Source organism: bacterium (genome assembly GCA_026414725.1).
Lineage (GTDB): Bacteria > Ratteibacteria > UBA8468 > B48-G9 > JAFGKM01 > JAAYXZ01.
Map to the genome: position 1 here is coordinate 1 of JAOAIL010000016.1, position 13,854 is coordinate 13,854.

Annotated in this window: 10 protein-coding genes and 2 tRNA genes; 5 read left to right on the forward strand and 7 right to left on the reverse strand. The window is 37.6% G+C overall.

Annotated features, from left to right (window positions below; all coding sequences use genetic code 11):
* The 3 genes from N3D17_06025 to N3D17_06035 all read right to left on the reverse strand — a co-directional run.
* A partial coding sequence (locus N3D17_06025; GenBank protein ID MCX8082932.1) for a site-specific integrase occupies window positions 1–446 on the reverse strand: 446 nt, incomplete at its 3' end.
* A complete protein-coding gene (gene hisB / locus N3D17_06030; protein MCX8082933.1) occupies window positions 446–1,030 on the reverse strand; it encodes an imidazoleglycerol-phosphate dehydratase HisB in 585 nt (194 codons plus the stop codon). The genes N3D17_06025 and hisB, both read right to left, overlap by 1 nt.
* Window positions 1,031–1,073: 43 nt before the next feature.
* Window positions 1,074–2,750 carry a hypothetical protein gene (locus N3D17_06035; protein MCX8082934.1) on the reverse strand — a complete coding sequence of 559 codons (1,677 nt, stop codon included), beginning with the start codon at window positions 2,748–2,750 and terminating at the stop codon, window positions 1,074–1,076.
* A gap of 203 nt (window positions 2,751–2,953) precedes the next feature.
* Here N3D17_06035 and N3D17_06040 point away from each other — a divergent pair, with 203 nt between their 5' ends.
* The 5 genes from N3D17_06040 to N3D17_06060 all read left to right on the forward strand — a co-directional run bounded on the left by N3D17_06040 (window position 2,954) and on the right by N3D17_06060 (window position 7,629).
* A complete protein-coding gene (locus tag N3D17_06040) occupies window positions 2,954–5,056 on the forward strand; it encodes an acetate--CoA ligase family protein (protein ID MCX8082935.1) in 2,103 nt (700 codons plus the stop codon).
* Window positions 5,057–5,091: 35 nt separating this feature from the next.
* Window positions 5,092–6,141: a Gfo/Idh/MocA family oxidoreductase gene (locus N3D17_06045; GenBank protein MCX8082936.1), complete on the forward strand. Its 1,050-nt coding sequence runs from the start codon at window positions 5,092–5,094 to the stop codon at window positions 6,139–6,141.
* 17 nt (window positions 6,142–6,158) lie between these two features.
* Complete coding sequence (locus N3D17_06050; protein ID MCX8082937.1) at window positions 6,159–7,232, forward strand: Gfo/Idh/MocA family oxidoreductase; 1,074 nt, start codon at window positions 6,159–6,161, stop codon at window positions 7,230–7,232.
* 13 nt (window positions 7,233–7,245) lie between these two features.
* On the forward strand, window positions 7,246–7,509 hold the full coding sequence (gene rpsP / locus N3D17_06055) for a 30S ribosomal protein S16 (GenBank protein ID MCX8082938.1): 264 nt from the start codon (window positions 7,246–7,248) through the stop codon (window positions 7,507–7,509).
* A 36-nt stretch (window positions 7,510–7,545) separates the two neighbouring features.
* A tRNA-Leu gene (locus N3D17_06060) sits at window positions 7,546–7,629 on the forward strand.
* Window positions 7,630–7,712: 83 nt separating this feature from the next.
* Here the strand turns inward: N3D17_06060 and N3D17_06065 are convergent.
* The 4 genes from N3D17_06065 to N3D17_06080 form a co-directional block, all read right to left on the reverse strand.
* The gene (locus N3D17_06065) at window positions 7,713–9,056 is read right to left on the reverse strand and encodes a PAS domain S-box protein (GenBank protein ID MCX8082939.1); all 1,344 of its coding nucleotides are present in this window, start codon (window positions 9,054–9,056) and stop codon (window positions 7,713–7,715) included.
* Between the two features lie 260 nt (window positions 9,057–9,316).
* Window positions 9,317–9,389 (reverse strand) — tRNA-Val (locus tag N3D17_06070).
* Window positions 9,368–10,381: an S-methyl-5-thioribose-1-phosphate isomerase gene (gene mtnA, locus N3D17_06075; GenBank protein ID MCX8082940.1), complete on the reverse strand. Its 1,014-nt coding sequence runs from the start codon at window positions 10,379–10,381 to the stop codon at window positions 9,368–9,370. Before mtnA ends, N3D17_06070 begins: the two co-directional genes overlap by 22 nt.
* A 29-nt stretch (window positions 10,382–10,410) precedes the next feature.
* On the reverse strand, window positions 10,411–13,854 hold the full coding sequence (locus tag N3D17_06080; GenBank protein MCX8082941.1) for a DNA polymerase III subunit alpha: 3,444 nt from the start codon (window positions 13,852–13,854) through the stop codon (window positions 10,411–10,413).

The following is a 13,854-nucleotide window of genomic DNA, read 5'->3' on the forward strand; positions in this document are numbered from 1 at the left end:
TCCCCCACCCGTATACCTGTTGAGTATAAAAGTTCAAGTATTGCCCTGTCTCTTAATATCTGCCATCCTTTTCCTTTAGGAGTTTCAAGTATTTTTATTACTTCTTCTTCTGAAAGAAATGAAGGAAGTCTTTCAGGGACCTTGGGTGTATAGAGTAGAATTGCAGGATTATTTTTTATGAACTTTCTTGTTGAAAGAAATTTAAAAAGTGCTTTTATACTTGCCACCTTTCTGGAAATACTCTTTTCTGTATATCTGGCTTCTGTCTTTAAAGAGGAAAGAAAATCAAGGAAATCTCTGTATTCAACATCTTTAAACGACTTTTTTTTCTTCCTTAAAAAGTTAATAAACTGCAATATATCTACTCTGTATGCTTTTAGCGTATGGGAGGAATAATTTTTCTGGTACTCCAGATATTCAAGAAATTTCTTGAGTAATTCCTTCATCAGTCAAGACGTCCCTTTGTGGAAGGGATAGAAGTTCCTTCTTTTTTAATAGCGTCTTTTAATGCAAGTCCGAGGGACTTAAATATTGCCTCATTAATATGGTGCAGGTTATCCCCATATATAAGGTTGATATGCAGTGTTATTCCACTATGCGTGGTAAATCCCTTCAGGAACTCTTTTGTATCCTCTGTCTCAAAACTTCCTTCTCTTCCTTTTACATAAGGGACATTAAAAACAAGAAGAGGTCTTCCTGATATATCAATAGATGTATTAACTAAAACCTCATCCATAGGAGTTGAAGCAAACCCGAACCTTTTTATACCTTTTCTATCTCCTAATGCTTCTTTTATTGCTTCCCCCAGGCATATCCCAACATCTTCAACTGTATGGTGTGTATCTACCTGAACATCTCCTTTTGCTTTAATTTGCATATCTATACTGGAAAACCTTGAAAATAGTGTAAGCATATGGTCAAGGAAGCCCACCCCTGTAGATATATCACTTTTACCTTTTCCATCAATAACTATCTCAACCAATATATCTGTTTCCTTTGTCTTCCTTTCTACTTTTGCTTTTCTTGCCATATTTTTTATTTTACCTTTTTACTCTGTAAAATCAAAATTTTTCCTAAAATGAGAACTGAAGTAATACAGAGTTTTCAAATTCAGGAACCTCCAGAAATCTTTCAATAACTCTCTCACCTTCATCAGTGAAGAGATATAGATACTGTGGCATTGTGTTTCTTCCTTTAAGATGTATTGAAATACCATCTTTACACTCTGCATTCTCTATCCTGTAAAGTATTCTGCTTTCTGCATATCTGCTTATGTAATCATAACTTTTGAGTATATGGGGAACCTTTTTTATTCCTTCAGATACTCCTTTTACAATATCTTCCCACTGTCCCGGTGTGAGATGTCCAATTCTTTCCTCATGTGTCATAAGGCAACCAAAAAACCCGTTTTCCAGTCCCCTTAAGATATGGAAGATACCTCTTTGTATCGCTTTTTGAATATCTGCATCAGGGTGTTCATTCCAGAAACTTGTACATCCACATAAGAAGTCAAAATCAGGGACAGAAGAACTCATATTTCCTGGGTGTGATACAACATTAAAAAAAGAACTATCCTCTGGAATACTTCCTAATGAAAAGGCAGGTTTGCCATAGGGGGCAACATCCCAATGGTGTGCAGAGGTATCATCCCATACCTTACCTATTCTTATGGGATTCATAAGGTATCGTTCTCCTCTCTCTTTTAGAAATGGTAGTGCTTTAAGTCCAATCTCTCCAAAGTGGGCATTGACTGTAAGAGAAGGATGGATATTCCATTCAGAGAATTTTTTATCCACTCTTTCAAAGTTATGGTTTAATTCTTCAATAGAGAATTCGTCTCCACTATGTTTCATATATATTGGAAATTCATTTATATTTTTAGGGTCTGAAAAGGCATGTGGAGAGAACTCTGCAAGTCCATCATGATGTTTTATACGAATCCCTCTTATATCCTCTTTCTGTATATCATCAATAAAAAGTCCTGCATTGGGGACAAACCCATATTTGTTAAGTACATCAAGCCAGATAAGATTTGAGACCGTTTCTCTATATTTTGCTACAGGACTGCCTGAAAAGGAAACATCATCTATTCTCGCTGTAACAAAAGGAGGCATCATTTTCGTAATATATGGTTTTTTGGCAGACCATATGAGGATATTTTTAAAAATACCATCCAGACCTTCTGTAAACCCAAGGTATTCATCCTGCCATAGAGATGCAGAAAGGAGGAAAAATACAATTTTACCCTTCCCCAAACGTCTGTAAATACCTGATATGTTATCTCTCTCATCAAGTAAAAAAGGAAACCATCCTTCAGATGCTGCCACAGAGTAAGACAACACAGGACTTTTAAGGAGAACCTCTTTCTGCAGAATACTGTTAGCAAGTGTTGTTTCAGGCAATATCTTTAAAATGGAAGTTTTTTTCGCAGAAATCCTATCAATATTAAGGAGGTTCAGAAAAGATAAAGGATACCACTCAAGATATCCATCTAAGACAATAAGTCCCATACCCCGCGAGACCATCTTAAGGATACTGGTAGTTTCATCTGCGCTTAATGACTTGCTTATACCTTCCTGTGCAAGGATAAGAAGGTGTGTGGTTTCCAGTTCATCAGAAGCAATTCTACTTCTTGAAAGGTCAATCAATTCATAGTATATCCCGAAGTGTTCCAGCGCCTTGAGGATGGATTTATAGACCCTCGTATAATTTACATGGTGTGCCGAATCAACCACTATCTTAGTTTTCATCCGTTATTATCCTCACAATAGAGAAATTTTTTTAAAAAAGGAATTTTCACAAAAGAGTATATCATACATTGTTCTTAAATCAAGACCGCATCTTTTTCCTCTCTGTATGATTTCTTGACTTTTCTGTAAATTTATAATATCTTATCTCATCTTCTATCCATAATTCTGTTTTTTGACAATTTAATTTGAGAAAAGGAGTTTTTATGTTGAAACAGTTTTTCACACCTGAAAGTGTCGCTGTTATAGGGGCTTCAAAGCACCCTGATAAACTTGGATTTAAAATCCTTAAAAATGTTTTAGATGGTGGTTATAAAGGCAGTATCTACCCTGTAAATCCATCTGCTGAAGAAGATATCCTTAATCTGAAGGCATACAAAAACATTTCTGAAGTTCCCATCCCACCAGAACTTGCAATCATAGTTATTCCTGCAAAGTTTGTTCCTGCTGTAGCAGAAGAATGTGGCAGGAAAGGTGTTAAAGGACTTATTGTTATAAGTGCGGGTTTTAAGGAGGCAGGAGAAGAAGGAAGACAGAGAGAGGAACTACTGAAAGAGATAGTAAAAAAATATAATATGAGAATGATAGGACCTAACTGTTTAGGAGTTATTGATGCTATAAATAATCTTAATGCCTCTTTTGCTTTTGAGATGCCACCCAAGGGGAAAATATCTTTTATAACACAATCAGGTGCATTAGGAACTGCCATTCTTGACTGGGCAGCAAAGGAAGAAATAGGTCTTTCTAAATTTGTAAGTTTTGGTAATATGGCAGATGTTTCAGAGACAGACCTCATTAAGGAATTTGGAGATGACCCGGATACAAGTGTTATACTTCTTTATTTAGAAGGGTTGAAAGACGGTAAGAAGTTTATAGAGATTGCAAGTAAGGTTTCAATGAAGAAACCCATTATTATGGTAAAGGCAGGAAGAAGTGTTGCTGGAAGTAAAGCTGTCTCTTCCCATACAGGAAGTTTAGCCGGTTCTGACAATGCGTATAATGCTGCACTGAAACAGTGTGGTGTGATAAGAGCAAACTCTGTTCAGGAACTTTTTGATTATGCAATGGCTTTTTCCTCTCAACCGATACCAAAAGGGAAAAGGGTTGCGATAGTAACCAATGCAGGTGGTCCTGCTGTTATGGCAACAGATGCAATAGAAGCAGAATCTCTTTCCCCCGCAGTGATATCAGAAAAAGGCAGGGCGTTATTAAAACAGGTCTTATCCCCTTCTGCTAATGTGAATAATCCTGTGGATATATTAGGTGATGCCCTCGCTGACACATATGGAAAGGCAATGGAGGTTGTGCTCTCTGAAGAGAATGTTGATTCTATCATTGCTATACTTACACCACAGGTTATTACTCAGATACCTGAAAGTGCAGAAAAAATAGTAGAGGTAGTAAACAGATATAGAAAACCGGTTGTAACTTCATTTATGGGAGGCAAAAGAATAGAGGAAGGGGTGAAAATCCTTACAAGAAAAGGGCTTCCTAACTATCCATTTCCTGAACGTGCTGTTTCATCAATTAGAGCAATGGTAAACTACAAAGAATGGAAAGAGAAAAAGAAGGGAGATATACCGGGATTCAAAATAAACAGAGATAGCACCAAAAAAATAGTACTAAATATCAAAAATACAGAAAGAAATACAGCAGGAGATATAGAAGGTAGGGAGATACTGTCCTGTTATGGAATAAAGGTAGTGGAGTCATTTGTAGCAAAAAACATTTCTGACTGTAAGGAATACTTTAAAAAGATAGGTGGACCTGTTGTTATGAAACTTGTTTCTCCTGATATACTCCATAAGACAGAAGCAGGTGGGGTAAGGATAGGGATTGACTCGGTGAAGGGGATAGAGATAGCATTTAAGGAAATAGTTGAGGCAGCCAGAAGGTATAAAAAGGATGCCATTATAGAAGGGGTACAGATTCAACCACTTATATCGGGTGGAACCGAAGTAATTGTAGGAGTTAACAGAGACCCACAGTTTGGGCATCTTTTAATGTTTGGACTTGGAGGAATATATGTTGAACTGTTGAAAGATGTGGCATTCAGAGTGATACCTGTTACGGATGTTGATGTGCAAGAGATGATAGAGGAGATAAAGACAGCTAAGATGCTAAAGGGGTTCAGAAATATACCTGAGAGAGATATAAATTCAGTAAAGGATGTATTACTCAGGGTCTCTCAGTTGTGTATGGATTTTCCTGAAATAGAAGAGATGGATATTAACCCGTTGATGGTACTTGAGAAGGGTAAAGGAACAATTGCCGTTGATGTGAGATTTTCCTTTAAATTCACGCTATAGAGATATAAATAGGAAAGAATAAGGAGAGCACTGGAATGAAAAATAAAAAGTATAAAGTAGGATTTATTGGGTTTGGAGGTATTGCGAGATATGGACATTTAGCCGGATGGAAAAGTTTGAGTGATGTAGAAGTAGTTGCTATAGCAGACCCATCTGATGGAGCAAAGAAAGCAGCGAAGGAGGACGGTATCCCTTTGGTATTTGATGAGTACAAAAAACTTTTAGAGATAGAAGAGATAGATATTGTAGATATCTGTGCGCCCAATACTGTACATTTTCCAGCGACAGTTGACTCACTTAAGGCAGGTAAACATGTGATATGTGAGAAGCCGCTGGCAATAAGTGGGAAAGAGGTAGAGGGTATGATAAAGGAGGCGAAAAGAAATAACAGGAAACTTATGGCAGCACAACATCAGAGATTTAGAAAGGACAGTGTAGCAGTAAAGAAGATGATAGAAGAAGGTGTTTTTGGAGAGATATACTATGCGATTGCTTATGCATTAAGGAGGAGAGGGGTTCCTCCCAGTCCTACATTTATAGAGAAGAGGTTGGCAGGAGGGGGACCGATGTTTGATATAGGGGTACATATACTTGACCTTACCTACTGGTTTATGGGGTGTCCGAAGGTTCATTCAGTTAAAGGGGTCAGTTACATAAAGATGGCGAAGCGGAAGGATATAAGGGGACTGATGGGAGAATGGGACAGGAGTGCTTATGATGTAGAGGACTTTGCAGGAGGGTTTATAAGATTTACCGATGGTAGGGCGATATCCCTTACCTGCAGTTTTCTTGCTAATATGGAGAAGAAGGAGGATTTTTCCACAACACTTTTTGGTACAGAGGCAGGGATGCGCTGGCCTGATGGAAAACTTACCACAGAGAGAAAAGGAGTGCTTCAGGACATAGATTTGAGGTTTGATGCATTGCCTGATGTTGCACCACACCATGAGCAGATAAGGGTATTTCTTGATTGTGTAAAGAAGGATAAGGAAGTACCTGTGAAGCCAGAGGAGTCCCTTGAGGTGATAAAGATGCTTGAAGGGATATATATAAGTGGAGAAACAGGAAAAGAGGTATTATTTTAGAGAGGAGGAATAAGAAAATGATAAGAATAGCGGTAATAGGTGTGGGTAAGTTTGGAACAAACCTTCTTAACACCTTTTCACAACTTGAAACAGAAGGGAGATGTAAACTTGTAGCGATATGTGATATAAATGAATCCATCCTTGAAAGTCAGTGTAAAAGATATAATGTAAAAGGATATAAGGACTACAAAGAGATGATAGACAGAGAAGAGGTTAATGGTGTGGCAATAGCAACACCTGACCCATTCCATAAAGAGCCGGTGATATATGCAGCAAATAAAGGAAAACATATATTTGTTGAAAAGCCGATGGATGTTACTGTGGAGGGGTGTTTAGAGATGATAGATGTTTGCAGGAGAAATAATGTACTTCTTCAGGTGGATTTCCATAAAAGGTTTGACCCTTTTCATATAAAGGTAAGAGGTGATGTCCAGCAGGGATTATTGGGGAAGATTGAGTACGGTTATTCACATATGGAAGATAAGATTGTAGTACCTCGTGATTGGTTTCCTCACTGGGCACCAAAAAGTTCACCTGTATGGTTTTTAGGGGTACATATGTTTGACCTTATAAGATGGATTATAGGTAGCAATGGTAAGAGTGTATATGCGAAAGGGAGAAAGTTAAAACTGAAGTCATTGGGAATAGATACTTATGATTCCATTTCTGCTATGGTTGAGTTTGAAAATGGTACTGTTGTGACATTTGACCTATCTTGGATTCTTCCTGATGACTTTGAGTCCATTGTAAACCAGGGATTCCGTCTTGTTGGAGAAAAAGGAATTGTAGAGTGCGACAGTCAGGATAGAGGAACAAGGGTATCTTACGAAGGAACAGGAGTAGCGACATACAATCCTGTATTCATAAGTGAAACCCCTGATAGAAGGATAGGAAAAATAAGATATTCAGGTTATGGGATTGAAAGTATTGCTGATTTTGTGTATAATTTAGAATACCTTTCAAAAGGTGGGTCTCTTGAGTTACTGGAGGGCGGTGTTACAGGTCTTGGAGAGGACGGTATGGAGGTTACTAAAATTGCAGTAGCCGTCCACAGGTCTCTTGAGTCCGGAAAGATAGAACCCGTAAAATAAAGGAGAAGGATATATGGCAGCGACAGTACGGCTTATAAGAACAGGTAAGAGAAACAGACCATTTTTCAGAATAGTGGCAATAAGTAAAGAGAAAGATGGAAAAGGTGATGTTCTTGAAATACTTGGACATTACGACCCACTCCCGAAAAATCTTTCTTTAGAAGTGAAAGAGGATAGATTACAATACTGGTTCAGTGTAGGGGCAAAACCATCTCCAACAGTGAAGGCACTTCTGAAAAAGAAAGGTGTTTTTGTTCCATCCAATGTAGATAAATGATTAAATCTTAAGATCCTTTAATATCTAAATTTTTATGCCGAAGTGGCGGAATTGGCAGACGCGCCAGGTTCAGGACCTGGTGGTGGCAACACCGTTGGGGTTCGACTCCCCACTTCGGCATTTTTTCTTATGGAGAACCACAACGGTGAAGGGGATGCAGGGGAAGGTATCGTCCCCTGCGTTTTTTAGAAAGAGTATGTCTTCTATAGATGGAAGTCAGTTTGGAAGAGTTCCTTACAGGTATCAACTACTTTTTCATCGTAACATAACCCTTTTTTTGATTCTATCTCCTGGAGGGCGTTTTCTATGCCTAATGAACTTCTGTAAGGCCTGTGGGAACTCATTGCTTCAACCACATCTGCTACTGCTAAAATTCTCGCTTCAAGAAGTATATTGTCATCGTCTAACCCATCAGGGTATCCTGACCCATCCATCCTTTCATGGTGCTGTAATATAATCTTTGCTACAGGCCAGGGAAAATCAATATCTTCAAGTATATAGTATCCCTTAACAGGATGAAGTTGAACAAGAGCCATCTCAATATCTGTAAGGTCTCTCGGAGCAGAAAGGATTTCTCCAGGAACATATATCTTACCTATATCGTGCAGTATGGAAGCAATTCTTAAACCATCAATAAAGTCAGAAGAAGAACCCATCTTCTTTGCTATTGCACAGGCAAGTTTTGATACCCTCCTTTGATGCTCTGATGTATATGGGTCTTTCTCTGCTATGGTTCTTGATAGTGCACTTACTGTATCTTCAAGTAATTTTTTCATCCTGCCCTGCATCTTTTTTAAACTTTCTTCTGCAAGTTTTCTTTCTGTAATGTCTCTTAAACAAAGAAGCACACTCGTTTTATCACCAAAGTATGTTTTGCTCCCTACTGCTTCTACCCAGAAGGAAGTTCCTTTTACATCACTTACCTCATATTCTACAAGAAACCCTCCTTTCCCTGAATAGATAAGGTTGAAATCAACCTTTGCTTTTTCGGTAAACTTGGGAAGTATAAGGTCAAAAAATGTTTTTGTCTGAAGATCTTTTATATCCCCAACACCAAACATCTCCAGAGCATAAGGATTTGCATAGAGAATATTGCCATCAAAGTCAGTAAGAAGGACTGCATCAAGCAGTGATTCTGTAAGTGCTCTATATCTATCCTCACTTTCTCTGAGGACCTGTTTATATCTTTCTCCTTCTGTTATATCATAAACTGCAAAAAAATGGACATTTTTTCCTTTATAGAGTATATTAACTCCCTTCATTCGTACAACAACAAATGAACCATCCTTTTTCTTTCCTGTAAGCAGAACTCCATCCTTTTCAAAACACTTTTGTATCTCTTCTTTTGCATAAGGAAAAAGAGAGGATATCTGTATCTGTTCCAGTTCATCCTCTGTATAATCAAACATATCTTCAATGTTTTTATTACAGCATATGATTCTGTCTTTATAGGATATTAAAAAACCTTCAAGAAGAGAATGGCAGAGGACACCTGCCAGTTTATCCTTTTTTAAAGCACTTTTTAATTGCTCTGCAAATTTTTTCATAACATTTCGTTGTTTTTGTTAATTATGTATATTATACGAGGCAGGAATTTTTTGTCAAGTGTTATTTTTCCAATCCTATAGTATAGATATTGTGGAAGAGATATTCAGTCCAATAATTTTCTCATAGGAGGATATGCAACCCTTGAGATAAAAGAAGAAAAAACGAGTATTTTAGAAAGAGGTAGTCACGGAATACATGAGGGGAAGTATATTTCCTTCCCTTTGGATATCTCGGTTCAGTTTTCAATGAAAAGTTAAAGTGGGCGGTGCAGGAATTGAACCTGCGACCTCTTGCGTGTGAAGCAAGCGCTCTAACCGCTGAGCCAACCGCCCGGACTTTTTATTATACCATTTTCTGTAATAAACCCTTTTATAAGTTCTGCCGGAGTTACATCAAAAGCAGGATTATATACAGGTGCATCTGAAGGAGCAATTATTTTTCTATTAAATTTTCTTACTTCATCAGGGTCTCTTTCCTCTACAGGAATTTCAGTCCCATACTTTATAGTTGGGTCAAATGTTGAAAAAGGGGCTGCTATATAAAAGTCAATTCCGTGATATCTGGCAAGTACTGCTAAAGAATATGTCCCTATTTTATTTGCTGTGTCTCCATTTTTTGCAATCCTGTCAGCACCTGTTATGATTATGTCTATCCTTCCCTGTTTCATTAAGTACCCAGCCATATTATCACATATGAGTGTATATGGAATACCCGCTTTTTGTAATTCCCATGCGGTAAGCCGAGCTCCCTGTAATACAGGCCTGGTTTCATCTACAAATACATGAAAATTTTTCTTCTGGTTTTTTGCTACAAAAAATACGGCGAGCGCTGTTCCATATCCACTTGTGGCAAGTGCACCTGCATTACAGTGTGTAAGTATATTCATACCGTTTTTTATCAGAGTGGCACCATTTATTCCTATCTTACAACAACATTCAAGGTCTTCCTGATATATTCTTTCTGCTTCTTCAATTAACCTGTATTTCATTTCTTCCAAAGGTAAGTTTTCTTCTAATATATTTTCCATCCTTGAAAGTGCGAAGAAAAGGTTATAGGCAGTTGGTCTGGATGTTTTAAGAAAATCAATATCCTTTTTTATTCTTTTTATAAACTCTTCCCTTTTTTTTATTCTTAAGTTTAATACAGATAGAGCAATTCCATAACCAGCAATACATCCAATAGCAGGAGCCCCCCTGATGCTTAAATTTTTTATGGCTTTCCAGACATCCTTTATATTTTTTAGTTCCAGTATCCTTTCTTCTTCAGGAAGAGCCCGCTGGTCTATAATGAATAACCTTTCTTTTTCCCACCACAATGTTTTTATTATGGGTTTTATCATAGTATAATCCAAAACTACACTACAAGGTGAAATGATGTATCTCCCAATATAAGTTTCAGTTCTTCTAAAAAGTCAATGTCAGGATTTACAGGGTATGTCCCTGCCTTTATCTTTACCTTTTTCTTCCCATTTTTTATAAGGTTGATGTAAAGTGGGCAACTACCCCTATTTTTTATAAATAGTGTTTTTAGTTGGTCCAGTTTTTCGTCAGGAAGGGGTAGGTTTATATCTATCTCAAAACTTGAAATAAACCTGTCTTTTGCAGTATTGAGATTGGCTACCTCATCTGCTATAACTGTTATACCTTCCCTTTTTTCTACTTTACCTTTTATAAAAATCATTCCACCCTTTCTTATCAATGATGAATGTAAGTCATATATCCGTGGATAGAAAAGAACCTTTACCCTGCCTGTTGTATCCTCTATCTCTCCAAATGCCATCCTTTCTCCCTTTCTACTGCTGGTCCTTTTTATATCAGTTAGTATCCCTCCTATACATACAGACATACCATCTTTCACATTTGCAAGAGCTGATATAGAAACATTTGAGAAAACATCAATTATAGAAGTATATTTTTTAAGTGGATGCCCTGTGAGATAAACCCCCAGCATCTCCTTTTCGTAAGAAAGCAAACGTGTTTCAGTCCATTCAGGAAGTGAACTGACAAGAGTTCTGTTAGCAGTGAATGGTATCTTACTGTCTGTAGCAAAGATATTAATATCCCCTTCACTTTTTTTCTTTTGAATTTTGGACCCATGTTCTATTGCTTCATCTATCATTGCAAAAAGTTGTGACCGTGGAATCTCTAAATAGTCAAAGGCACCTGCCTTTATCAAACTTTCTATTACCTTTTTATTCACTGCCCTTAAGTTAACCCTTTCACAGAAATCAAAGAGCGATTTGAAAATACCTGTTTTTCTTGTTTCTATTATGGATTTTATTGCGCCTTCTCCCACATTTTTTATAGCAGAAAGACCGAATATAATATCATTACTGAATATCTTAAATTTTTCATCACTCTCACATATATCAGGAGGTAGTATCCATATATTCATCCTTTCACATTCCTCTATGTATTCTGCAGTTTTGTCAAAGTTTCCAATTTCGCTATTAAGAAGAGATGTCATAAACTCAAGGGGATAGTTTGCCTTAAGAAAGGCTGTCTGATAGGATATCAGCGCATATCCGGTACTGTGGGATTTATTGAACCCATAACCGGCAAATTTTGCAATCTGCTCAAATATCTTTTTTGCCAGTGGTTCAGGTATGCCATTTTTCTTTGCACCTTCTATGAATAGGTCCCTTTTCTCTTCCATCGCTTCAATATCTTTTTTCCCCATAGACCTTCTCAGTTCATCTGCCTGCCCCATAGTAAAACCTGCGAGTTTATGGGCGATTTCCATTACCTGTTCCTGATAAAGAATTACACCATAGGTGCTTTTAAGTATTGGTTCCAGAGCAGGAAGGTCATATGTAATACAGGATGGATTTTTTTTCCTTTTTATATACTCATCCACCATCCCACTTTTCATAGGACCTGGTCTGTATAAAGCAAGTATTGCTATTAAGTCCTCAAAACTCTGTGGTTCTATATCCTTTAGAAGTTTCTGCATACCCTGACTTTCAAGCTGGAATATACCTAATGATTCCCCTCTTGAAAGAAGTTTATATGTTTTCTCATCATCCAATGGAAATTCTTCTATTCCTATACCTTTTCTTTCTTTTATTAGTTTAAGAGTATCTTCTATAACAGCGAGTGTTTTAAGCCCTAATATGTCCACTTTCAGAAGTCCTATCTTTTCTATCCCTTCCATATCATACTGTGTTGCAAGTTCCCCTTTTGATGCACGGAATAAGGGTGCATACTCATATACAGGTGTCTCTGTTATTACAAGTCCTGCAGCATGGGTAGAGGAATGTCTCGCGAGGCCTTCTAACTTCAATGCAATATCAAAAAGATTCTTAATACGCTCTTCACTCTCTAAAATCTTTTTAATATCAGGGTTATGAACGATTTCTTCTGCGAGGGTTGCACCTGGTTCAGGAGATATTAATTTTGCTAAACGGTCAACCTCTGTATATGTAAAACCCAGAGCCCTTCCTACATCTCTTACAACTGCACGGGCAGCCATCCTTCCATAGGTACCTATCTGTGATACATTGTCCTTTCCATATGTCTCTCTTATATATGTAATTACCTCATCCCTGCGTCTGTCACAGAAATCAACATCCACATCCGGTAAACTGATTCTTTCAGGATTTAAAAATCTTTCAAATATAAGGTTATAGGGGATAGGGTTAATCTCTGTAATACCTAAAAGATATGCGACTAAACTGCCTGCGGCAGAGCCCCTGCCTGGTCCAACCCTTATACCATTTGTCCTTGCATAATTGACAAAGTCCTGTATAATAAGAAAATAACTGGAAAACCCCATCTTTTTTATCACTTCAAATTCATAGATTGCCCTATCTACTATCTCATTTCTCGCAATACTTCTGTCAATACGTTTTCCACAATCTATCCCGAACTTTTCTTTAAGCCCTTTTATAATCAACTCTTCTAAATAGATATCTGGGGATTTACCTTCAGGCGGATGGAATACAGGAAGGTGGTATTTACCGATATCTATTTTAACGTTACACCTCTCTCCTATTGCAACAGTGTTTTTCAATGCATCGGGTATATCTTTAAAAGCGATATACATCTCTTCAGGTGTCTTAAAATAAAACTCATCTGTCTGAAACCGCAGACGGTCCTTATCATCTATATGTGACTGGGTCTGGATACACAGTAATACTTCATGGGTAAATGCATCTTCTTTTCTCAGATAATGACAGTCATTTGTTGCAACGAGTCCAGCACCTGTCTTTCTCGCTATATCTACCAGCAACCTATTAACTTTATCCTGTTCAGGTATCCGGTTGTCCATAATCTCTAAATAAAAATTTTCCATTCCCACAATATCCTGATATATACCTACCATTTCAATTGCCTTATCTATATCACCATTTATAAGGAAGGATGGAATTTCTCCTTTAAGACAGCCACTTAGAACAATGATACCATCTGCATTTTCCGCAAGAATCTCTCTGTCTATCCGCTGTGTATAATAATAACCCTCAGTGAAAGCAAGTGTGGAAAGTTTTAGAAGATTGCGATAACCCTTTTCATTTTCCGCAAGCATAGTGATGTGGAAAGAGGACTCTTTTCTGCTGCTGTATTCCTGCTGGAATCTGCTACCAGGAGCGATATACATCTCAGTTCCTATAATGGGTTTTACTCCATGTTTCAGTGCATCCTCATAGAACTTCAGTACACCCCCCATAGTGCCATGGTCTGTAATAGCAAGTGCCTTCATCCCTTCTCTATGAGCAATCTGAGTGACCTGGTCTATTCTGCACATACCATCAAGTAGACTGTACTCGGTATGCAGATGAAGATGTACGAACTCCTTCAC

Excerpts from the sequence above, each read along its gene's own strand:
- hisB (MCX8082933.1), bottom strand. The coding sequence starts at position 1,030 with ATGGCAAGAAAAGCAAAAGTAGAAAGGAAGACAAAGGAAACAGATATA.
- N3D17_06035 (MCX8082934.1), bottom strand. The coding sequence starts at position 2,750 with ATGAAAACTAAGATAGTGGTTGATTCGGCACACCATGTAAATTATACG.
- N3D17_06040 (MCX8082935.1), top strand. The coding sequence starts at position 2,954 with ATGTTGAAACAGTTTTTCACACCTGAAAGTGTCGCTGTTATAGGGGCT.
- N3D17_06045 (MCX8082936.1), top strand. The coding sequence starts at position 5,092 with ATGAAAAATAAAAAGTATAAAGTAGGATTTATTGGGTTTGGAGGTATT.
- N3D17_06050 (MCX8082937.1), top strand. The coding sequence starts at position 6,159 with ATGATAAGAATAGCGGTAATAGGTGTGGGTAAGTTTGGAACAAACCTT.
- rpsP (MCX8082938.1), top strand. The coding sequence starts at position 7,246 with ATGGCAGCGACAGTACGGCTTATAAGAACAGGTAAGAGAAACAGACCA.
- N3D17_06065 (MCX8082939.1), bottom strand. The coding sequence starts at position 9,056 with ATGAAAAAATTTGCAGAGCAATTAAAAAGTGCTTTAAAAAAGGATAAA.